The sequence below is a fragment of the Pseudomonas sp. EU05-FHT14B02 genome, from assembly GCF_058791055.1.
In genome coordinates, this window is record NZ_JBYTDD010000040.1 from 23,642 (window position 1) to 43,962 (window position 20,321).

Annotated in this window: 18 protein-coding genes and 1 pseudogene; 9 read left to right on the forward strand and 10 right to left on the reverse strand. The window is 59.2% G+C overall.

Features of this window, described 5'->3' with window-relative positions; translation table 11 throughout:
* Positions 1–49 precede the first annotated feature (49 nt).
* Both AC3WTM_RS27500 and AC3WTM_RS27505 read right to left on the reverse strand, forming a co-directional pair.
* A complete protein-coding gene (locus AC3WTM_RS27500) occupies positions 50–1,018 on the reverse strand; it encodes a TIGR02285 family protein (RefSeq protein WP_102672262.1) in 969 nt (322 codons plus the stop codon).
* Entirely contained in the window at positions 972–2,171 is a 1,200-nt protein-coding gene (locus AC3WTM_RS27505) for a CaiB/BaiF CoA transferase family protein (RefSeq protein WP_102672263.1), read from the reverse strand. Before AC3WTM_RS27505 ends, AC3WTM_RS27500 begins: the two co-directional genes overlap by 47 nt.
* A 147-nt stretch (positions 2,172–2,318) precedes the next feature.
* Here AC3WTM_RS27505 and AC3WTM_RS27510 point away from each other — a divergent pair, with 147 nt between their 5' ends.
* The 3 genes from AC3WTM_RS27510 (at position 2,319) to AC3WTM_RS27520 (ending at position 6,019) form a co-directional block, all read left to right on the forward strand.
* On the forward strand, positions 2,319–2,861 hold the full coding sequence (locus AC3WTM_RS27510) for a YaeQ family protein (RefSeq protein ID WP_007971297.1): 543 nt from the start codon (positions 2,319–2,321) through the stop codon (positions 2,859–2,861).
* Between the two features lie 66 nt (positions 2,862–2,927).
* Entirely contained in the window at positions 2,928–4,637 is a 1,710-nt protein-coding gene (recJ, locus tag AC3WTM_RS27515) for a single-stranded-DNA-specific exonuclease RecJ (protein WP_102672264.1), read from the forward strand.
* Between the two features lie 275 nt (positions 4,638–4,912).
* Positions 4,913–6,019, forward strand: coding sequence for an NADH:flavin oxidoreductase/NADH oxidase (locus AC3WTM_RS27520; protein ID WP_102672265.1), 1,107 nt, complete (start codon positions 4,913–4,915; stop codon positions 6,017–6,019).
* Positions 6,020–6,085: 66 nt separating this feature from the next.
* Here the strand turns inward: AC3WTM_RS27520 and glpD are convergent, their stop codons facing one another.
* The 4 genes from glpD to AC3WTM_RS27540 form a co-directional block, all read right to left on the reverse strand.
* Positions 6,086–7,624 carry a glycerol-3-phosphate dehydrogenase gene (glpD, locus tag AC3WTM_RS27525; protein WP_102672273.1) on the reverse strand — a complete coding sequence of 513 codons (1,539 nt, stop codon included), beginning with the start codon at positions 7,622–7,624 and terminating at the stop codon, positions 6,086–6,088.
* A 320-nt stretch (positions 7,625–7,944) separates the two neighbouring features.
* On the reverse strand, positions 7,945–8,700 hold the full coding sequence (locus AC3WTM_RS27530; protein WP_007971301.1) for a DeoR/GlpR family transcriptional regulator: 756 nt from the start codon (positions 8,698–8,700) through the stop codon (positions 7,945–7,947).
* A 95-nt stretch (positions 8,701–8,795) separates the two neighbouring features.
* A complete protein-coding gene (gene glpK, locus AC3WTM_RS27535) occupies positions 8,796–10,301 on the reverse strand; it encodes a glycerol kinase GlpK (protein ID WP_102672266.1) in 1,506 nt (501 codons plus the stop codon).
* A gap of 74 nt (positions 10,302–10,375) precedes the next feature.
* On the reverse strand, positions 10,376–11,227 hold the full coding sequence (locus tag AC3WTM_RS27540) for an MIP/aquaporin family protein (protein WP_102672267.1): 852 nt from the start codon (positions 11,225–11,227) through the stop codon (positions 10,376–10,378).
* Between the two features lie 347 nt (positions 11,228–11,574).
* Between AC3WTM_RS27540 and ybaK the strand changes: the two genes are divergently transcribed.
* Together ybaK and AC3WTM_RS27550 are read left to right on the forward strand one after the other, a co-directional pair.
* Positions 11,575–12,045 (forward strand): Cys-tRNA(Pro) deacylase, encoded by a 471-nt coding sequence (ybaK, locus tag AC3WTM_RS27545; RefSeq protein ID WP_057713427.1) that lies wholly within the window; start codon positions 11,575–11,577, stop codon positions 12,043–12,045.
* Positions 12,046–12,154: 109 nt separating this feature from the next.
* The gene (locus AC3WTM_RS27550; protein ID WP_102672268.1) at positions 12,155–12,937 is read left to right on the forward strand and encodes a PhzF family phenazine biosynthesis protein; all 783 of its coding nucleotides are present in this window, start codon (positions 12,155–12,157) and stop codon (positions 12,935–12,937) included.
* 120 nt (positions 12,938–13,057) lie between these two features.
* Here AC3WTM_RS27550 and AC3WTM_RS27555 read toward each other — a convergent pair whose 3' ends face one another.
* Both AC3WTM_RS27555 and argF read right to left on the reverse strand, forming a co-directional pair.
* Positions 13,058–14,167, reverse strand: a complete 1,110-nt coding sequence (locus AC3WTM_RS27555; protein WP_007971311.1) for an ABC transporter ATP-binding protein — start codon at positions 14,165–14,167, stop codon at positions 13,058–13,060.
* Positions 14,164–15,084 (reverse strand): ornithine carbamoyltransferase, encoded by a 921-nt coding sequence (gene argF / locus AC3WTM_RS27560; RefSeq protein WP_102672269.1) that lies wholly within the window; start codon positions 15,082–15,084, stop codon positions 14,164–14,166. The genes AC3WTM_RS27555 and argF overlap by 4 nt, the downstream gene beginning before the upstream one ends.
* Before the next feature lie 302 nt (positions 15,085–15,386).
* Between argF and AC3WTM_RS27565 the strand changes: the two are divergent.
* The 3 genes and pseudogenes from AC3WTM_RS27565 to grxD all read left to right on the forward strand — a co-directional run.
* Positions 15,387–15,524 (forward strand): annotated as a pseudogene (locus AC3WTM_RS27565) (hypothetical protein); the annotation flags it as partial.
* A 134-nt stretch (positions 15,525–15,658) separates the two neighbouring features.
* Complete coding sequence (locus tag AC3WTM_RS27570; protein WP_102672270.1) at positions 15,659–17,767, forward strand: molybdopterin oxidoreductase family protein; 2,109 nt, start codon at positions 15,659–15,661, stop codon at positions 17,765–17,767.
* 97 nt (positions 17,768–17,864) lie between these two features.
* Positions 17,865–18,206, forward strand: coding sequence for a Grx4 family monothiol glutaredoxin (grxD, locus tag AC3WTM_RS27575; protein WP_102672271.1), 342 nt, complete (start codon positions 17,865–17,867; stop codon positions 18,204–18,206).
* 199 nt (positions 18,207–18,405) lie between these two features.
* On the opposite strand, the gene bfr is transcribed toward grxD, so the two are convergent.
* Together bfr and AC3WTM_RS27585 are read right to left on the reverse strand one after the other, a co-directional pair.
* Positions 18,406–18,882 (reverse strand): bacterioferritin, encoded by a 477-nt coding sequence (gene bfr, locus AC3WTM_RS27580; RefSeq protein WP_102672272.1) that lies wholly within the window; start codon positions 18,880–18,882, stop codon positions 18,406–18,408.
* A gap of 198 nt (positions 18,883–19,080) precedes the next feature.
* Positions 19,081–19,299 (reverse strand): bacterioferritin-associated ferredoxin, encoded by a 219-nt coding sequence (locus tag AC3WTM_RS27585; RefSeq protein WP_007985869.1) that lies wholly within the window; start codon positions 19,297–19,299, stop codon positions 19,081–19,083.
* A 311-nt stretch (positions 19,300–19,610) separates the two neighbouring features.
* Here AC3WTM_RS27585 and AC3WTM_RS27590 point away from each other — a divergent pair, with 311 nt between their 5' ends.
* Positions 19,611–20,213 (forward strand): peroxiredoxin, encoded by a 603-nt coding sequence (locus tag AC3WTM_RS27590; protein ID WP_057713433.1) that lies wholly within the window; start codon positions 19,611–19,613, stop codon positions 20,211–20,213.
* Positions 20,214–20,321: the final 108 nt, after the last annotated feature.

The window sequence follows — 20,321 nt, forward strand, 5'->3', positions numbered from 1 at the left end:
ACCCCGAGTCGTCTCCCCACTTCTCGGGGTTTCTTTTGCCCGGGATTTGTCAGGGGTGCGCCAGATTGTCGAAAAACGCCTTGGTGTCTTTCAGGTAATCGCTGCGGCTTTCGGGATCCAGCCAGGCTGCATAGGCCTCGTCAAGGCGTTCGCGGGGAAGGGTGCGCAACACCTGATTAATTTCGACAATGGCCTGCCGGCCCTTTGGCGTGTTGGTGCAACCGATGTAACCGGACAGGTATTTGCCCGTGCCACGGATCGGATAGAACTGCAATTCATCCTCGGCAATGCCTTGCAGCGAGGCCTGGTAGCGTATTTCCGGGCGATAACCCAACAGCAGGCGCAAGCGTCCCAGGCGCTGCATCTGCAGCAGGCTGCCCAAGGCGTCGTTACCGTAATGAGGGGCCAGCGCGTCGGCTGGCGCTTGTTTGAGCAGTCCGTCGAGGTATTCGCCGTAATTGCGTTCGGCAATAATTCCCAGTTTTTCGCTACCGCTGGCGAGCAGCGCTGCCAGGTCCACTTCGTCGTCCTTGATAAAGGGTGTCAGCACTTTCTGGTCGACGCGCCGCACGGCCAGGCCATTGCTCATGGCGCGGAAGACCGGAATGGAAAAGGCGATCCACTTTTCCCGTTCCTTGCTCCAGTTCAGCGCCGCGTCGCAGACGAGGGACGGTTCATGGAGCATTTGCAGTCCACGCGCGCGATTGACCCTCATCACGCTGTGCTGGTATTGCGGCATGCTGGCAATCAACAGTGGAAGCAATTGATCGATAACGCCCAGTCCCTTTTTCGGCCCGTCGAAAATCGTCAGCGGCGGCAGGTCGCGCTTGAGCCAGATCAGGGGTTCCCCGGTTTGCGCCAGGGCGGACGGGATCGGTCCAGGGAGCAGGAACAAGATCGCCAGCAAGCACAGCAGCCGCCCGCCGCGTGGCGGGCAGTGTCGAATGGGCCATGCGGGCTGATGCCTCAGCCTAGATGGCTCCGTCTTTGCGCAACTGTGCAATCTGCGTCGCGTCATAGCCAAGTTCCTGGAGTACCTGTGCGTTGTGCTCACCCAGTTGTGGCCCGACCCATTCACATTCCCCGGGTGTCTCTGAGAGTTTCGGCACAATGCCCGGCATCTTGAAGTCTTTGCCGTCCGGCAGCTTGGCTTGCAAGAACATTTCCCTTGCCAGGTACTGGGGGTCATTGAACATGTCTTCGGCGCTGAAGATCCGGCTGGCCGGCACCTCGGCCTGATTGAGCTGCGCCAGTACACTGTCCAGCGGCAACGAGTTGACCCAGCGATCGATGACGCCATAAATCTCGTCGCGTCGGGCATCGCGGCCATCGTTGCTGGCAAGCTGGAGATCGTTGGCCAAGTCTTCCCGGCCAATGATCAGCATGAAGCGTTTGAAAATCGCGTCGCCATTGGCTCCGATCTGCACGTGCTTGCCATCGGCACTGGTGTGGATCGAGGACGGGGTGATGCCCGGCATGATATTGCCAGTGCGTTCGCGAATGAAGCCGAACACATCGAACTCCGGGACCATGCTTTCCATCATCGCGAAGATGGCTTCGTACAGCGCCACGTCCACCACTTGCCCCTGGCCACCGTTGACCTCGCGATGACGCAGGGCCATCAGTGCGCCGATCACGCCCCAGAGCGCGGCAATCGAGTCGCCGATGGAAATGCCGGTGCGCACTGGTGGGCGGTCTTCGAAGCCGGTGATGTAGCGCAGGCCCCCCATCGACTCACCGACCGCGCCAAAGCCGGGCTGATCCTTCATCGGGCCGGTCTGGCCGAAACCCGACAGCCGCACCATGACCAGTTTCGGGTTCAAGGCGTGCAGGACATCCCACCCCAGGCCGAGTTTTTCCAGGACGCCGGGACGAAAGTTTTCGATCAGTATGTCTGCCTCACTCAGCAGCTGTTTCAGGATGGCCTGACCGTCGGGGTGCTTGAGGTTGAGGGTCAGGGACTTTTTGTTGCGGGCCTGGACGAACCACCACAACGAAGTGCCTTCATACAACTTGCGCCATTTGCGCAATGGATCACCGCCGTCCGGGGATTCGATCTTGATTACGTCGGCGCCGAATTCCGCGCAAATACGCGAGGCAAACGGGCCGGCAATCAAGGTACCCAATTCGATGACTTTCAGACCGGAAAGCGGTTTGGCGGTGAACGGCATGCTGGATCCTGTGGGGCAAAGGTTGAGCGGATAGAGCGTTTTAACATAGCCGACTGTCAGACGCTCCAGCTTGATTGTGTTCAATTCGTGGATTGCCCGTCGCATCGGTTAGACTTGCCGCCTTTCCTCGTATCAAGAAGCCCGTACATGGCCCAGCCGTCCACGACCTACAAGTTTGAACTGAACCTCACCGACCTCGACCGCAGCGTCTATGAGAGCGTGAAGCAGACCATCGCCCGTCACCCTTCGGAAACCGAAGAGCGCATGACCGTGCGCCTGCTGGCCTACGCCCTCTGGTACAACGAGCAGCTGTCTTTTGGCCGTGGTTTGTCGGAAGTGGATGAACCGGCCTTGTGGGAAAAAAGCCTGGATGACCGCGTCCTGCACTGGATCGAAGTCGGCCAGCCAGATGCCGAGCGCCTGACCTGGTGCTCGCGCCGCACTGAACGTACCAGCCTGTTGGCCTACGGCAGCCTGCGCGTGTGGGAGGGCAAAGTGGTGCCGGCGGTGAAAAACCTGAAGAACGTCAACATCGCTGCCGTGCCTCAGGAAGTCCTGGAAACCCTGGCCAAAGACATGCCGCGCGTTATCAAGTGGGACGTGATGATCAGCGAAGGGACGATCTTCGTCACCGACGACCGTGGTCAGCACGAAGTCCAGTTGCAGTGGCTGGCCGGTGAGCGCGGCTGATTTTTCGCGACTGCCCCGCGTTACCCGGTTTTATCCTACGTATTGAAGAGAAGCATCTTTCACCCCATGCGCATCGAACCTCGCCTGCTGCCCGACACCCTGCCATTCCTCGGTGATATTCCACCGCTGTTGACCCGCCTGTACGCGGCTCGGGGCGTGCTGTCCGAGGCGGAACTGGACAAGAGCCTGGCGCGGTTGATTCCGTTCCAGCAACTCAAGGGCATCGATGCCGCGGTGGATCTGCTGGTGACTGCGCTCGAACAGCGTCAGCGCATTCTGATCGTCGGCGACTTTGATGCCGACGGCGCTACGGCGAGTACAGTGGGTACCTTGGGTTTGCGTCTGTTGGGGGCGGCACATGTCGACTACCTGGTGCCCAACCGATTCGACTATGGCTATGGCCTGACACCGGAAATCGTCACGGTGGCGCTTGAGCGTCAGCCGCATTTGCTGATCACCGTCGACAACGGCATCTCCAGCGTCGAAGGCGTGGCAGCGGCGAAAAAGGCCGGGCTCAAGGTGCTCGTCACCGACCACCACTTGCCCGGTGACGAGTTACCGTTGGCCGACGCCATCGTCAATCCGAACCAGCCCGGTTGCGAGTTTCCCAGCAAGGCGCTGGCCGGCGTCGGGGTGATTTTCTATGTATTGATGGCCCTGCGTGCGCGGTTGCGCGAGCTGGGCTGGTACACAAGCAGGCCGCAGCCGAATATCGGCGAACTGCTCGATCTGGTGGCTCTTGGCAGCGTGGCCGACGTGGTACCGCTGGATGCCAACAACCGGATTCTGGTGCATCAGGGCCTGGAGCGGATTCGCGCTGGACGTGCCCGGCCGGGGATCAAGGCGATCCTCGAAGTGGCCAAGCGCGATCATGCGCGTATCACCTCCACCGATCTGGGCTTCATTGTCGGCCCGCGCCTGAACGCAGCAGGGCGCCTGGACGACATGAGCCTGGGCATCGAATGCCTGCTGACCGAAGACGCAGGTCTGGCCCGTGAGATGGCGGCGCAACTGGACGGTATGAACCAGGATCGCAAATCCATCGAGCAGGGCATGCAGCGTGAAGCGCTGGCGCAGCTCAAGGACCTGCCGGTGGAGTCGATGCCGTTCGGCTTGTGCCTGTTCGATCCCGAGTGGCACCAAGGCGTCATCGGTATCCTCGCGTCACGGATGAAAGAGCGCTATTTCCGCCCGACCATCGCCTTTGCCGATGCCGGGGATGGCCTGCTCAAGGGCTCGGGGCGTTCGGTCCAGGGCTTTCACATCCGCGACGCCTTGAGTGTGGTGGCGGCGCAGCATCCGAATCTGATCACCAAATACGGTGGCCACGCGATGGCGGCCGGCCTGACGCTGCCGGAAGCAAATTTCCCCTTGTTTGCCGAAGCCTTTGACGCCGAAGTGCGCCGGCAGCTGCGCGAAGAAGATCTGACCGGCCGCCTGTTGTCGGACGGCACCCTGGCGGTGGAAGAGTTCCACCTGGAGCTGGCTCGAGCCTTGCGGCATGCCGGTCCTTGGGGGCAACACTTCCCGGAACCGTTGTTTCATGGGGTGTTCCAGTTGGTCGAGCAGCGCGTCGTTGGCGAGCGGCATCTTAAAGTCGTGCTCAAAAGTGAATGTGGTTCGGTGAAACTCGACGGCATTGCCTTCGGGATCGATCGCGATATCTGGCCGAATCCGACCATCAAATGGGTGGAGCTGGCCTACAAGCTCGACCTCAACGAGTTTCGCGGGAACGAGACGGTTCAATTGATGATTGCCCACATCGAACCGCGTTGACCCGACCCTTGTAGGAGCGAGCTCGCTCGCGATGGACGACAGGACACCGCGGGGTATCAGGTCCCCAACGCTATCGTTCACGCCCATCGCGAGCTCGCTCCTACAAGGGGGCAACATTCCTCGATGTCGACTAGGCTCTAAGCACTGCTTGATTTTGGCCTTGTGACGTCTTGTCAATTTTTTGCCCGCGGGGGCGGGTGCTGTATCTTTTTCCTGTCACTCGTCGACTATTCAAACAGAACCTGGAGCCTGCCCACTGATACGAGAGGTGCCCCATGAGTCTGCTGCTTGAACCCTTTACCCTTCGCCAATTGACCCTGCCCAACCGCATCGCTGTTTCGCCGATGTGCCAGTATTCCAGTGCCGATGGCCTGGCCAATGACTGGCATCTGGTTCACCTCGGTAGCCGTGCTGTCGGCGGGGCCGGGCTGGTGTTTACCGAGGCCACGGCAGTCACCGCCGACGGGCGTATCACGGCCGAGGATCTCGGTCTGTGGAATGATGAACAGATCGAACCCCTGCAACGCATCACCCGCTTCATCAACGCCCAGGGCGCCGTTGCCGGCATTCAGTTGGCTCATGCCGGGCGCAAGGCCAGCACCCACCGGCCATGGCTCGGCAAGCATGGCAGCGTCAAACCCGACGAGGGCGGTTGGGTGCCGGTCGGACCTTCACCGATTGCGTTCGACCCGCAGCACACCCAACCCAAACAACTGGATGACGACGAGATCGCCAAGTTGATCCAGGCCTTTGTCGATGCAGCAAAGCGCTCACTGACGGCTGGTTTCAAAGTGGTCGAAGTGCATGCGGCCCATGGTTACCTGCTGCATCAATTCCTGTCGCCGTTGAGCAATCAGCGTCGCGATCAATATGGCGGTTCGTTCGAAAATCGTATTCGGCTGGTGCTGCAGGTCACCGAAGCGGTGCGTGCGGTGTGGCCTGAAGAGTTGCCGGTATTTGTACGGGTCTCGGCCACCGACTGGGTGGAAGACGGCTGGAACCCCGATGAGACCGTGGAGCTGGCCCGTCGCCTCAAAGCCTTGGGGGTCGACCTGATCGACGTCTCGTCGGGCGGGACGGCAGTCAATGCTGAAATTCCCACAGGGCCGGGTTACCAGACCCGCTTCGCCGAGCGGGTGCGCAAGGAGTCGGGCATGGCCACCGGCACAGTCGGCATGATCACCGAGCCGGCCCAGGCCGAGCACATCCTGCGCACCTGTCAGGCGGACATCATCTTCCTGGCCCGTGAGTTGTTGCGCGATCCGTATTGGGCGTTGCACGCGGACGACGACCTGGGCGGGCACAAGGCCGTGTGGCCGGCGCAATATCAGCGGGCGACTCACCGTGAGCAGCCCATTCATGAATCGGATTTGCGCGACTGAAATCCATCGATACGAAAAAGCCCCTGAATCGTGAGGTTCAGGGGCTTTCGTTTATCCGGATCGTGGTCAGGCCGCTTCGATCTTGTTGCGGTTTTGCTCGACCTTGTTCAAGTAATCCTTGAGTTTTTCCTGCTCCGCGGCTGTGGTGAACAAGCCGAGCTTACTGCGCCGCCAAAGAATATCGTGTGCGGTAGTGGCCCATTCTTCACTGCACAGGTAATCGACCTCGCGGGTGTAGAGACCGCCGCCGATGTGCTCGCCCATATCGCTGAGGTCCTGTACGCCTTCGAGCATGCGCCAGGTACGGCTGCCGTAGGAGGTGGCCCAGCGGCGAGCGATCTCGCTTGGTACCCAGTCGAATTTGTCGCGGATACGTGAGCTCAAGGCCTGCGGGGTGGTCATGTCTTCACCACCCGGCAGCGTGGCACTTGCGGTCCAGCTTGGCTGGATGTGCTTGAAGTAGGGTGCCAGTTGCGCCAGCGCCGACTCGGCCAGTTTGCGATAGGTCGTGAGCTTGCCGCCGAACACCGACAGCAACGGAGCCTCTTCGCCAGTGCCAGACAGCGCCAGGGTGTAATCGCGGGTCACGGCCGACGGGTTGTCCGATTCATCGTTGCACAGCGGGCGCACACCGGAATAGCTATGCAGGATGTCCTCGCGGCTGATTTGCTTTTTGAAATGGGCGTTGACCACGTTCAACAGGTAATCGGTTTCGCCGTCGGTAATTGCCACCTTCGCCGGATCGCCGGTGTACTCGCGGTCGGTGGTGCCGATCAGGGTGAAGTGATTCAGGTACGGAATGGTGAACACGATGCGCTGATCTTCGTTTTGCAGGATGTGCGCGTGTTCGCCTTCGTACAATTTCGGCACGATCAGGTGGCTGCCCTGGATCAGGCGGATGCCGTAAGGCGATTCCATCTTCAAGTCATCGCGAATGAACCTGGCGACCCAGGGCCCGGCCGCATTGACCAATGCCTTGGCGCGGATCGAAAACAGGCTGCCATCGGCGCGCTCCAGATGCAGGTGCCACAAGCCCTTGGTGCGACGCGCGCTGACGCAGCGGGTCTGGGTGTGAACGTGGGCGCCTTTTTCCCGGGCGGCCATGGCGTTCAACACCACCAAGCGGGCGTCGTCGACCCAGCAGTCGGAGTATTCGAAGCCCTTGGTGATTTCGCTTTTGAGCGCGCTGTCGGGGCCGAACTTCAGGCTTTTCGAGCCTTGCAGTTGCTCGCGCTTGCCCAGGTTGTCATAGAGGAACAGGCCGGCGCGAATCATCCATGCCGGGCGCAGGTGTGGGCGGTGCGGCAACACGAAACGCATTTGCTTGACGATGTGCGGCGCCTTGGCCAACAGCACTTCGCGTTCAGCCAGGGCCTCGCGCACCAGGCGGAATTCGTAATGTTCGAGGTAGCGCAGGCCACCGTGAATCAGCTTGCTGCTGGCCGACGATGTATGGCTGGCCAGGTCATCCTTTTCACAAAGGAACACCGAGAGACCGCGTCCGGCGGCGTCCGCTGCGATCCCCACGCCATTGATCCCGCCACCGATGACGGCGATATCGTAGACCTCGGCGAGAGGGGGCGTAGGCAAGGTGGAAGTGGGCATCGGCTCGGCCTCGGAATTCTTTGATGTTCTGTATTTGAATTCGAACATTAATGTTCATTTGCGAAAATACTAGCCCATAAAGACGCCCACAGCCAGTCAGCTTCGATTGAAAATACTCATCGAAGGGCCGTTAAAGGAAAATTTACGAACATTGAAAGGTTGCAGGCTGCTTTTGTGGCGAGGGGGCTTGCCCCCGTTCGACGGCGAAGCCGTCGCAGGTTGGGGCTATGAATGTGCCTCTCTGAACTCGGCTGAATGGTTTTAGGGCCGCTTCGCAGCCCAACGGGGGCAAGCCCCCTCGCCACAGGGGAAGGAGGGGGTTAAACGACTTCCAGCCGAACCTTGTGCTGGTTCAACAACTGCGCCAGCGCCGGGGAGGGTTGCTGATCGGTGACCAGGCAATCGACCAGGCTGATCGGCCCCAGGCGAATCATGGCGTTGCGCCCGAACTTGCTGGAGTCGGCCGCGAGGATCACTTGCCGGGCATTGGCGATGATCGCCTGGGATACCCGCACTTCCTGATAGTCGAAGTCCAGCAGGCTGCCGTCTTCATCGATGCCGCTGATGCCGACCAGGGCGAAATCGACCTTGAACTGATTGATGAAGTCGACACTGGCCTGACCCACCACGCCACCATCGCGCCGCACGTTGCCGCCGGTCAGCAGCACGTCGAAGTCGTCCTTGGCGCTGAGCATGGAGGCGACGTGCAGGTTGTTGGTGATGATCTTCAGGTGACTGTGGTTGAGCAGTGCCCGGGCAATGGATTCGGTGGTCGTGCCGATGTTGATGAACAACGAGGCATGGTCCGGAATCTGCGCGGCAATGGCTTCGCCGATACGTTGTTTCTCATCGCGCATTTGATCGGCGCGCATGGCGTAGGCGGTGTTTTCAACGCTGGAGTCGTAAGCCGCGCCGCCGTGGTAGCGACGCAACAAATTGGCTTCCGCGAGCTGATTGATGTCGCGGCGAATGGTCTGCGGGGTAACTACGAACAGCGTGGCCATTTCCTCGATGCTGACATAGCCGCGTTCGCGGACCAGTTCAAGGATTTGCTGCTGACGGGGAGGCAGATTCATGGGGCGTCCTTTGGGCTGCCGTGCAAAATTTGCCCATGATGCCGCAGGAATCTGCTCCCGACCAGTTACATACAGATACGAGCCTGCGTCTTGGCTTATTCAGCCTCGTCTTCAATCGCCCAATCGCGGGTACGGCTGACCGCTTTTTTCCATCCTGCGTAGAGTTTTTCCTTCGCCGTTTCATCCAGCGTCGGCTCGAACTTGCGTTCGATCACTGCCTTGCCGCGCAACTCTTCCAGGCTGCCCCAGAAGCCGCAGGCCAGGCCTGCCAGGTAAGCCGCACCCAGTGCTGTGGTTTCGCGCATTTGCGGACGCTCGACCTGCGTGCCGAGGATGTCGGCCTGGAACTGCATGAGAAAGTTGTTGGCCACCGCGCCGCCATCTACGCGCAGGGCCTTGAGGCGTTCACCGGAGTCCTGTTGCATGGCGTCGAGCACGTCGCGAGTCTGGTAGGCGATCGATTCCAGCGCTGCGCGAATGATGTGATCTACGCGTACGCCGCGGGTCAGGCCGAACAAGGCGCCACGGGCGTACGGGTCCCAGTAGGGAGCGCCAAGACCGGTGAAGGCCGGCACCAGGTACACACCGTTGCTGTCTTTGACCTTGTTGGCGAAGTATTCGGTGTCGTGGGCGTCGTTGATGATCTTCAGTTCGTCACGCAGCCATTGCACGGTGGAGCCGCCGTTGAACACCGCGCCTTCCAGCGCGTAGGCCACTTCGCCACGTGGGCCGCAGGCGATGGTGGTGAGCATGCCGTGTTGGGACTTGACGGCTTTGTCGCCGGTGTTCATCAGCAGGAAGCAGCCAGTGCCGTAGGTGTTTTTCGCCTGGCCTGGCTCGACGCACATCTGGCCGAACAGGGCGGCTTGCTGGTCACCAGCGATGCCGCCGATGGCGATACCGCTTTTGGTGTGACCGTAGATTTCAGAAGAAGACTTCACCTGCGGGAGCATCTCACGCGGGATGTCGAGGACCTCCAGCATCTTCGCGTCCCACTCCAGGGTGTGGATGTTGAAGAGCATGGTGCGCGACGCGTTGGTGTAGTCGGTGACATGCACCTTGCCACCGGTGAATTTCCAGATCAGCCAGCTGTCGACGGTGCCGAACAACAGCTCACCGTTGCGCGCGCGCTCGCGGCTGCCTTCGACGTTGTCGAGGATCCACTTGAGCTTGGTGCCGGAGAAGTACGGGTCGGTGACCAGGCCGGTGGTATCGCTGATGTATTGCTCGTGGCCATCGCGCTTGAGCTGCTGGCAGATCTCGGTGCTGCGTCGGCACTGCCAGACGATGGCGTTGTAGATCGGGCGGCCGGTGTTCTTGTCCCAGACCACGGTGGTTTCGCGCTGGTTGGTGATGCCGATGGCCGCCACCTGGTCGTGGTGCAGGCCGGCTTGTGCCAGGGCCTCGACCATCACGGCGCTTTGGGTGGCGAAGATTTCCATCGGATCGTGTTCGACCCAGCCGGCTTGCGGGTAATGCTGTGCGAACTCCCGTTGGGCGGTGCAGACCACGTTCGCGTCGCGGTCGAAAATGATCGCGCGGGAGCTGGTCGTACCCTGATCGAGGGCAATGATGTAGTTCTTATTCTGTGTGTCGGTCATGTCGATTGCCTTGGACGAAATAAGGGAGTGAGGTCTGGCGCGCGATCAAGGGGCAGGGGCACGCGCCAACGGTATCAAGAAGTTCTGGGTTTGCCGTCAATGGCAGCTGTTGCATCCTTTGTAGCAGGTACGGCGTTGGGCAGATGGCGGGCAATCAGCCCGCGATAGGCGGCAGCACCGAGGCAGGCACCGACAATCGGTGCAAAAACAGGAATCAGGAAATACGGGATATCGCGTCCGCCAGTGAAGGAAATTTCACCCCAGCCAGCGAAGAAAGTCATCAGTTTAGGGCCGAAGTCCCGCGCAGGGTTCATGGCAAAACCGGTCAGCGGCCCCATCGAGCTACCGATCACCGCAATCAACAGGCCGATCAGCAGCGGTGCCAGCGGGCCTTTGGGCAGGCCATTGTTGTCATCGGTCAGGGACATGATCACGCCCATCAGAATGGCCGTGATGATCACCTCGACCAGAAATGCCTGGGCGGTGGTCAGCACCGGGTTCGGGAAAGTGGAGAACACGGAGGCCAATTCGAGGCTGGCTTGAGTGCCGCGAACCATATGGTGCGTTTGTTCGAATTCGAAGAATAGATTGCTGTAGAGCGTGTAAACCAACAGCGCTCCACAGAAGGCACCCGCCACTTGGGCGAGTACGTAGAAAGGCAATTTACGTTTTTCGAAGTCCGCGAAAATGCTCAGGGCAATGCTGACGGCAGGGTTCAGATGAGCCCCGGAAACCCCAGCGGTAAGGTAGATCGCCATGCTGACGCCGACGCCCCAGATAATGCTGATTTCCCACAAGCCAAAACTGGCACCCGCGACCTTGAGCGCGGCAACGCAACCTGTACCAAAAAAGATCAGCAGCGCCGTACCCAGAAACTCGGCCATGCATTGGCTCGAGAGCGACGGTTGTTGTAAAGCAGTTGTCATTGAAACCTCATTTTTTTTGTTGTCTGGCGCTTTTTCCATCATGGTCGGAGCGCGGTTTTCGCCGAGGCAGGATCCCCATCCTGGTCGCGGTTTACTGCTGGGTGCAGCGGTAGGACGTTTCGTGCAGTTTCATAAACGAAAAAATATAGACAAGAAACGCTGCTGTCAAAGGTCGAAAGTGAACCATTGGTCACAAAGAAACTATTCGTTGTATGAATGACCGGGTTGTTGATGAATGGGGTGGCCAGACAATGGCGTCATGAATGCGCCGCTGTAGAGCCTTTTAATGATCAATGTCCTAGAATCGGGCGCAGTATTTTTCTTCTGCCGCCCAGTCTGGAGCTGTCATGACCCCCGCATTGGATTTGTTGAAAAAGGTTCGGGCCGAACATCGCGTACACAGTTACGAACATGACCCCAAGGCCGCCTCCTACGGGTTGGAAGCGGCGGAAAAACTCGGGCTCGATCCGGCGCAGGTGTTCAAGACCTTGCTGGCGGCCAGCGAAAAGGGCGAGTTGTTGGTGGCCGTGGTGCCGGTTGTCGGCAGCCTGGACTTGAAAGGGCTGGCTCACGCCGCGGGCGTGAAAAAGGTCGAAATGGCCGACCCGGCGGCAGCGCAGCGCTCTACTGGCTATCTGTTGGGCGGGATCAGTCCGCTGGGGCAGAAAAAGCGCTTGCGTACCTTCATTGATAATTCGGCCCAGCCCTTCGCCAGCATTTTTGTCAGTGCGGGGCGGCGTGGGCTGGAAGTCGAACTGGCACCGGCCGTGCTGGCCGAACACACCCAGGCCAGATTTGCCGATATCGGCCGTGCGTGAACATCATCGGAGTCCGCGCAGCGCTGTATGGTGAAAATCAGCCTGCTCTGTCACTGGTGCCGGTTTGGTCAGCACGGCATGCTCGACGGTCTGACAAAGGGAGAAGCTTATGCAACTGGAGTTTCATCAGGTCGACGCGTTCAGCAATCAGCCATTTAGCGGCAATCCGGCGATGGTCTATCGGCTCGACACATGGCTGGCCGATGAGTTGATGCAAAAGATTGCCGCCGAACACAACCTCGCCGAAACGGCGTTTGTCGTGCGTGAAGGGCAGGGCTGGCACATCCGTTGGTTTACGCCGACCACTGAGGTGCCATTGTGCGGTCACGCGACGCTGGCTAGCGCTCATGTGCTGTTCGAGATTTATAAGGAGCCCGTCGAGCGACTGGACTTCACCTGCAAATCCGGCCCGTTGAGCGTGACCCGAGAAGATGGGCGGCTGTGGCTGGATTTTCCGGCGATCACTGCATCGCCGGTGAACATGATCTCGGACATCGAGCGTGCACTGGGCGTGAAGGCTGTTGAGGTACTGGCTTCGAATGAGTTGTTCGTGGTGCTGGAGTCGGAGCAAGCCGTGCTCGACTGCAAGCCGGACATGGTGGCCCTGGCGAAACTGCCATGGCTGGGCGCCATCGTGACGGCGCGGGGCGAGCAGTACGATTTCGTTTCCCGCTACTTCGCTCCGGCAATCGGCATCAATGAAGACCCGGTGACCGGATCGACCCATTGCCTTCTGATTCCTTACTGGTCAAAGCGTTTGGCCAAGTCGAGCCTGACGGCTTTTCAGCGTTCGGCGCGGGGTGGGGAATTGTTCTGCCGGCTGGAAAGTGATCGGGTGAAGATCGGCGGGGATGCGACCCTGGTTGCCAGTGGCACGCTGATGCTGGGATAACGCAAACCCACTGTAGGAGCGAGCTTGCTCGCGAAAAACGTCTGGATAACGCGTTCATTCCGGTTGCACGCGTTATCGTTGTCGTCCATCGCGAGCAAGCTCACTCCTACAGAGGGTGTATCAGTTGGCCGTGCTGTAGCGCCGGACACCTGATTCAACAGCTGGAATCTGCGCCGCCGTGCTGCCGGACGCCTGGAACAGCACCAGGTGTTCAGCCGCGACACGAATACCCACATCCGCCCCAACCTGACGATCGACATGGCTCGGGAAAATCGACTCCAGCTGTGCGCCTGTCGGCAGTTGCAAGCGATACAGGGTCGATGCACCCAGGAACGTCTTGCCGGCAATTCGCGCCTTCAGTGCGCTGTCCGGGGCATAGACGATATCGTCCGGACGCAGCAATACGTCCACGGCGCCGCCTACCGGCCAGGTGTAGGCCCGATTGCCGCGCAACTCACCCAGTTCGGTTTGCACCGATTCTGGGCTGCTCAACTGACCGCGAATGAAATAGCCCTGGCCGATGAAACTTGCGACAAAAGGTGTCAGGGGTTCGTGATACAGGTTGTAGGGCGTATCCCACTGTTCCAGGCGACCTTCCTTGAACACACCAACGTGGTCGCTGACCGCGAAGGCTTCTTCCTGGTCGTGAGTCACCAGAATCGCGCTGGTGCCACGGGCCTTGAGGATGTCGCGTACTTCATGGCTGAGCTTGCGGCGCAATTCGCCATCAAGGTTGGAGAAGGGTTCGTCGAGCAACAGCAGTTGCGGTTCCGGCGCCAGGGCACGGGCCAGTGCGACACGTTGCTGCTGACCTCCTGAAAGCTCGTGGGGGAAACGCTTGCCGAGATTCTTCAGGTTGACCAGTTCCAGCAGCTCTTCGGTCACGCGATCCTTCTGCGGATGCTTGCGAATGCCGAAGGCGATGTTGTCGGCCACGCTCAAATGCGGAAACAGCGCGTAGTCCTGGAACACCATGCCGATGCGACGTTTCTCCGGCGCAAGGGTGAAGCCGGCGCTGGAGATGGTCTCGCCAGCCAGCTGGATTTCGCCTTCGTGCACCGGTTCGAAACCGGCAATCGCCCGCAGGGTGGTGGTCTTGCCGCAGCCCGACGAGCCCAGCAGACAACCGATGTCGCCTGCGTTCAGGTGCAGGTTGAGGTTCTGCACCACGCGCTGGTCTTGATAGCCGCAGGCGAGGTTGCGCAGGTTAAGCAGTAATGGCTGGCTCATGCGTGGTAATACGCCGGTTCGACGAGGAACTCGAGCAGGGCTTTTTGCGCGTGCAGGCGGTTTTCGGCTTGATCCCAGGCCACCGAGCGTTTGTCATCAAGCAAGTCGATGCTGATTTCCTCGCCGCGGTGCGCTGGCAAGCAGTGCATGAACAGCACGTCTTCAGCGGCCAGGTCGAGCAGGGCGCGGTTGACCTGATACGGCGCGAACAGTTGCAGACGCTTGGCGGTTTCCTCTTCCTGGCCCATAGAGGTCCAGACGTCGGTGCTCACCAGATGTGCACCACGCACGGCTTCCTTCGGATCGCGAACGATGGTGACCCGATCGCCGGCCTTGGCCAGGAACACCGGGTTGGGTTCATAGCCTTCCGGGCAGGCTACGCGCAACTGGAAGTCGAACTGGATCGCCGCTTCTATATAGCTGTTGCACATGTTGTTGCCGTCGCCAATCCAGGCCACGGTCTTGCCCTGGATGGAGCCGCGGTGTTCGAGGAAGGTCTGCATGTCGGCCAGCAACTGGCACGGGTGCAGGTCATCGGACAGGCCGTTGATCACCGGTACGCGGGAGTTGGCGGCGAATTCGGTCAGGTTGCTGTGGGCAAAGGTACGGATCATCACTGCATCGAGCATGCTCGACATGACGATGGCGCAGTCGCCGATCGGCTCGCCACGACCCAGTTGGGTGTCACGTGGCGACAGGAAGATCGCCTGCCCGCCGAGCTGGATCATGCCTGCCTCGAAGGAGATCCGGGTACGGGTCGAGGATTTCTCGAAAATCATTCCCAGGACGCGGTTTTTCAGAGGCTCGAACAGTACGCCGCGGTTACGCAGGTCCTTGAGCTCAACGCCTCGACGGATCACGCTGACCAGCTCTTCGGGCGTGCAATCCATCAGGGAGAGAAAGTGCCTTGCGCTCATCATTGACTACCTTTTGCTACAAACCGCAGATGCTCAAAGCCTTGTTTAACGGAACAACGGGCGAGACCTGCGGCGTAAGCCGCACGGGGCGACGAAATAGGGGAAGGCGCGATCTTATAATTAAATGTCGCGTCTTACCAATAGGGCTACAGTTTTTAGGGAGTTTCAGAGGTGCTACGGGTTTACCGAGGTAGCGCTTTTGAAGCCTGTTTCCTGATAGCAGCGGTTCATTTGTACACCGGCCCCTCGGGGCTTGGCAATCAGGCGCGGCGGCAATGGTGCTCTGACAGTCGGTTTTTGACTTGTCATTCATCAGCGCCGGGCTTGATGAGCACTGGCGCCTGATCGGCGAGTTGACCGGCGTGCATGGCTCCCGCGGACTGATTGGAACCCTTCAGGAAGTTCAGTTGCAGGCGCCGCCCAGGCTGCCTTCGAACTGAACTCGGGTGGCCATCGGCTGGCCTGATAACCCTCGATTCACAAGACGAACGTCGCTGGCGTGGCGGCGGCTCTGGCGCCATAGTTTTGTTTCCGCGGCCTACGTTGCCCGCCCATAACAAGACAGAGACTGGCCATGACCAAGACTCTCCATCACCGTGCTTGCCATTTGTGCGAAGCCATTTGTGGCTTGACCATCGAAACCACCAGGGGCGAAGGCGGTAACGTCCAGATCACTTCGATCAAGGGCGACCCCCAGGATACGTTCAGTCGTGGGCACATCTGCCCCAAGGCCGTGGCGTTGCAGGACATTCAGAACGATCCGGATCGCCTGCATCAGCCGATGCAGCGGGTGGGCAATGAATGGCAGCCCATCGAGTGGGAAGCGGCATTCAATCTGGTCGCCGAACGCCTCGCTGCCATTCAGGCGCATCACGGGCAAAACGCCGTGGCGGTCTATCAGGGCAACCCGAGCGTGCACAATTACGGGTTGATGACCCACAGCAATTACTTCCTCGGCCTGTTGAAAACCCGCAACCGGTTTTCCGCTACGTCGGTCGATCAATTGCCCCATCACCTGACCAGTCATTTGATGTACGGCCACGGTCTGCTGCTGCCGATCCCGGACATCGACCACACCGATTTCATGCTGATCCTGGGCGGTAATCCACTGGCTTCGAACGGCAGCATCATGACCGTGCCGGATGTGGAGAAACGCTTGAAGGCGATACAAGCCCGGGGTGGCAAGGTGGTGGTGGTCGATCCGCGCCGTAGTGAAACGGCTGCGATTGCCGACCAGCATCTGTTCGTTCGCCCGGGCGGTGATGCAGCGCTGTTGTTCGGCCTGCTCAATACCTTGTTCGCTGAAGGTCTGACCCGCGACAGCCATCTGCCGGTGGACGGCCTGGAGGACGTACGGGGGGCTGTCGCACCGTTCACTGCCGAGGCCATGAGTCCGTTGTGCGCCGTACCGGCCGAACAGATTCGCCAGTTGGCGCGGGACTTCGCCGCGGCACCGAGTGCAGTCTGCTATGGCCGCATGGGCGTCTCGACCCAGGCCTTCGGTACTCTGTGCCATTGGGTGGTGCAGTTGATCAATCTGGTCACCGGCAATCTCGATCGCGTGGGTGGTGCCTTGTGTACCGAGCCAGCAGTGGATCTGGTGGCGTCGACCTCGGGCGGGCATTTCAATCTGTGGCAGAGCCGGGTTTCCGGGCGCCCGGAGTACGCCGGAGAACTACCTGTCTCGGCGCTGGCCGAGGAGATGCTCACTGAAGGGGAAGGACAAGTCCGCGCGCTGATCACCGTGGCGGGCAATCCGGTGTTGTCCACACCCAATGGCCGACAGCTCGAACAGGCGCTGGACGGTCTGGAGTTCATGGTCAGTATCGACCTGTACATCAATGAAACCACGCGTTACGCCGACCTGATCCTGCCGTCCACATCGGCGCTGGAAAACGATCATTACGACACCACGTTCAACCTGTTCGCGGTGCGCAACGTCAGCCGTTTCAACCGCGCCATTCTCGCCAAACCCCAAGGTGCATTGCACGACTGGGAGATTTTCGTCGGCCTGGCCAAGGCATTTGCCGTCAGGACCGGCAAAGAACTGAAGCCCACCATCGCCCCTGCGCAAATGATCGATCGCGGCTTGCGCATGGGAATGTACGGCGACAATTCAGAGCACAAGCTGTCGCTGGCGACTTTGTTCGATCATCCCCATGGCGTCGATCTGGGCGCGCTCAAGCCTAACCTGACGCCACGCCTGAAGACTGCCAATCAACGCGTCCAGGCCGCGCCTGCGGCGATTCTCGCTGACCTGGCGCGCTTTGCAGCCTTGAAGGCGCCGGTCTCCGACGAGTTGTTGATGATTGGCCGCCGGCATGTACGCAGCAACAATTCATGGATGCATAACTATCATCGGTTGGTAAAGGGCAAGCCACGTCACCAGTTGCTGATGCATCCGGACGATCTGGCCAGTCGCGGGCTCAGCGACGGACAGCGCGTACGGGTCAGTTCGCGGGTGGGTGTGATCGAAGTCGAAGTGCTTGGCAGTCTGGACATGATGAAAGGCGTGGTCAGTCTGCCTCACGGCTGGGGGCACGCGCGGCCGGGCGTGCAAATGTCGATTGCCTGCAGCCAGCCAGGCTCCAGCGCCAACGACCTGACCGACGAACGCCAGATTGACGAACTGTCGGGAAATGCCGTGCTCAATGGTGTGCCGGTGATCGTGGGGGCGGCTTGAATCAGTCAGACGGAGAGACCGAGCAGGGCGCTCGGCTTTCCGTTACAATGCGCCACCGTGCCGACCCATGAGTCGGAAAGTTCAGCCGAGGTGCTCCATGGATATCATCGAAACGATTAAAGAGCAGATTGCCAACAACACCATTCTGCTTTACATGAAAGGCTCGCCGAATGCCCCGCAGTGCGGCTTCTCCGCGAAAGCCGCGCAGGCCGTGATGGCGTGTGGCGAAAAGTTTGCGTACGTGGACATCCTGCAGAACCCGGAAATCCGCGCCAACCTGCCAAAATACGCCAACTGGCCAACCTTCCCACAGCTGTGGGTTGCCGGTGAACTGGTCGGCGGTAGCGACATCATGACCGAGATGGCTGCCGACGGTTCGTTGCAGGCGCTGATCAAGGACGCCGCCGCCAAGGCTGCTGCTCCAAAGACCGAAGCCTGATTCGCTTCCTGTAGGAGCGAGTTCGCTCGCGATGGACTAAAGAACGCCGCTGGGTGTCAGGCTCCCAGCGTTATCGTTAACGACCATCGTCGGAACGCCGCCCGGAGCAAGCTCGCTCCTACAACGGCAGGCACAAAAAAGCCCCGCCACTCGAAAGAGGGCGGGGCTTTTTATTGCATCGAGATTAATGGCGTAGAACTTACTCGTCTTCGCCCATCTGTGATTGCAGATAGTTCTCAAGGCCTACTTTATCGATCAGGCCCAGTTGGGTTTCCAGCCAGTCGATATGTTCTTCTTCGGACTCGAGGATATCTTCAAGCAGCTCACGGCTACCGAAGTCGCCAACTTTTTCGCAATGAGCGATAGCCACTTTGAGATCGGCATGGCCGGTTTTCTCGATACGCAGGTCACACTCAAGCATTTCCTTGGTGTGCTCGCCGATGTGCAGCTTGCCCAGGTCCTGGACGTTCGGCAGGCCTTCAAGGAACAGGATGCGCTTGATCAGCTTGTCCGCGTGCTTCATCTCGTCGATGGATTCGTGGTACTCGTGCTTGCCGAGCTTGTTCAGGCCCCAATCTTCATACATGCGCGCATGCAGGAAGTATTGATTGATCGCGACCAGTTCATTGGCGAGGATCTTGTTGAGATGCTGGATGACTGTAATGTCGCCTTTCATGATGGGGTCCTGCCCTGTATTAGCTGTCAATAGAGCGGAGTTTGAGCCTCGTATTTAACAGTGTCAAACCTAAGTTATTGAAACTTAAATGAAAATTAATCGGAATAAGAATGTTTGTGTTCCGCGTCTAGAGCATAACTAGTTGATTTTGGAGCATAAAAAAACCGGACATATGTCCGGTTCTTTGAAATTCTATATTTACGCCGCGGTAAATTCTGCTGGATAAGGAATTGCGGCCTGGGCCGTTTGCAGTTTGGTCAGGGTCTCGCGGACCACCTCCTTGGCGAGGCAGGCACATTTGCCGCACTGGCTCGCAACGCCGGTGGCCACACGGACTTCCTTATAGCTGCAGCATCCTTCATAGATCGCATCGCGGATTTGACCGTCGGTGACGCCAGTGCAGAGGCAAACATACATAGGGAAGGACCGTCGCTGATTGTGACTCAATTGCGATGGATCTTAATGTTAACGAGAATGATTGTCAAAGTGGTTTCAGAGTACTTTTCGTCATAAACGGGTATGGCTGACGAACGGTCTGTATGGCAAGTCGGTGATCCAAAACCGGAGGGGATTTCATCGTGTGGGGAAAAAACAGCTAAGCCAGCTCAAACACGCGGTGTATGATGGCCGGTCTTTTGTGACCGGGGATCGTGTCACAGGGCTGTCGCCTCAGGGTGGCAGGCTGATGCGAACCCTGTTTCTCACGCTATTACACCAGGAGATATCCAATGAGCGTACTCGTAGGCAAACAAGCCCCTGACTTCACCGTACCGGCCGTACTCGGCAATGGCGAGATCGTTGACAGCTTCACCCTGTCCTCGGCGATCAAAGGCAAATACGGCCTGGTGTTCTTCTATCCACTGGACTTCACCTTCGTTTGCCCGTCCGAGCTGATCGCTCTGGACAACCGCATGTCTGACTTCAAGGCGCGCAACGTTGAAGTGATCGCTGTTTCGATCGATTCGCACTTCACCCACAACGCATGGCGCAACACTCCAGTGAACAATGGCGGTATCGGCCAGGTTCGCTACACCATGGCTGCCGACATCAAGCAGGACATCATGAAGGCCTACGACGTTCAGTCCGCTGATGGCGTGGCTTTCCGTGGCGCGTTCCTGATCGACGACAAAGGTGTTGTCCGCTCGCAGATCGTCAACGACCTGCCGCTGGGCCGTAACATGGAAGAGTTGATCCGTCTGGTCGACGCTCTGCAATTCCACGAAGAGCACGGCGAAGTCTGCCCTGCCAACTGGAAAAAAGGCGACAAAGGCATGAACGCTTCGCCAGAAGGCGTTGCTGCTTACCTGACCGAGCACGCTGCCGCTCTGTAAGGCGTTCCAGGAATAAAAAAACCGGCCTTCGAGGCTAATGCCAGTCAGTTAAGCTGACTGGCATTTTTCTTTCTGATCGGATATTTCGGCGATTTGAGTCGGATGGCC